The following is a 1080-nucleotide window of genomic DNA, read 5'->3' as shown; positions in this document are numbered from 1 at the left end:
TCACAGTCAGCTACCACCACAGCGTGCCCCAGGGGCACTCACCCAGAACGCCCGACGGGCAACAGCCAGCTTCGCAAGGATAACGAGATGTCAGATGTCATTGCTCCCCACGCCTTTCTGAACATGGCCTCCATCAGCCAGACCATCCTCGGCAAGATCGTGGCGGCCAAGCAGGAGTGGGTCGCCGCCCGCAAGGAGAGCCAGCCCCTGGCGAGCTTCCAGGACGCGCTGACCCCGAGCGATCGGGACTTCGAGGGGGATCTGCGCAAAGGCTCCACCCGCTTCATTCTGGAGTGCAAGAAGGCCTCCCCCTCCAAGGGCTTGATCCGCAACGACTTCAGCCCGGAGGCCATCGCCGACATCTATGGCCACTACGCCACCGCCATCTCGGTGCTGACGGACGAGAAGTTCTTCCAGGGGGATTTCGCCTTCCTGCCCCGGGTACGGGGCCGCGTCCAGCAGCCGGTGCTCTGCAAGGACTTCATGATTGACCCCTATCAGGTCTATCTGGCCCGCCACTATCAGGCGGACGCCATCCTCCTGATGCTCTCCGTGCTCACCGACGAGGGGTATCGCGCCCTGTTCAACGTGGCGAAAGAGTTAGGTCTAGGGGTGCTCACCGAGGTGAGCAACGAGGAGGAGCTGACCCGCGCCATCGACCTCGGCGCCCCGGTGATTGGCATCAACAACCGGGATCTGCGGGATTTGAGCGTCGATCTTGCCCGCACCCGGCAGCTGGCCGCCAGGATCCCGGGGGATCGGGTGGTGATCAGCGAATCCGGCATCAACCACCGCGCCCAGGTGGCGGCCCTGCGCCACCACGCCAAGGGCTTCCTGGTGGGCTCTTCCCTCATGGCGGAGCCGGATCTGGAGGCCGCGGTGCGCAAGCTGGTGCTCGGCCAGAACAAGGTGTGCGGCCTGACTCGTCCCGAGGACGCCGCCGCCGCCCATCAGGCGGGCGCCGTGTTCGGCGGCCTCATCTTTGTGGCGAAAAGCCCGCGCTACGTGGACATTCCCGCCGCCCGCGCCGTGATGGCGGGCGCGCCGCTCTCTTACGTCGGGGTGTTTCGCAATGCCCAG

The 1080-nt window shown here is 65.7% G+C and carries 1 protein-coding gene; it reads left to right on the top strand.

Translation table 11 applies throughout. The features are described 5' to 3' along the window. Positions 1-87 precede the first annotated feature (87 nt). The coding region (gene trpCF / locus AACR77_RS07225; RefSeq protein ID WP_042880608.1) for a bifunctional indole-3-glycerol-phosphate synthase TrpC/phosphoribosylanthranilate isomerase TrpF at positions 88-1080 on the top strand (993 nt) is incomplete at its 3' end.

Source organism: Aeromonas sp. ZOR0002, assembly GCF_963866995.1.
Taxonomy (GTDB): Bacteria; Pseudomonadota; Gammaproteobacteria; order Enterobacterales; family Aeromonadaceae; genus Aeromonas; species Aeromonas caviae.
The sequence above is the reverse complement of the archived record's forward strand: the minus strand, read 5'-3'. Positions and strand labels throughout refer to the sequence as shown.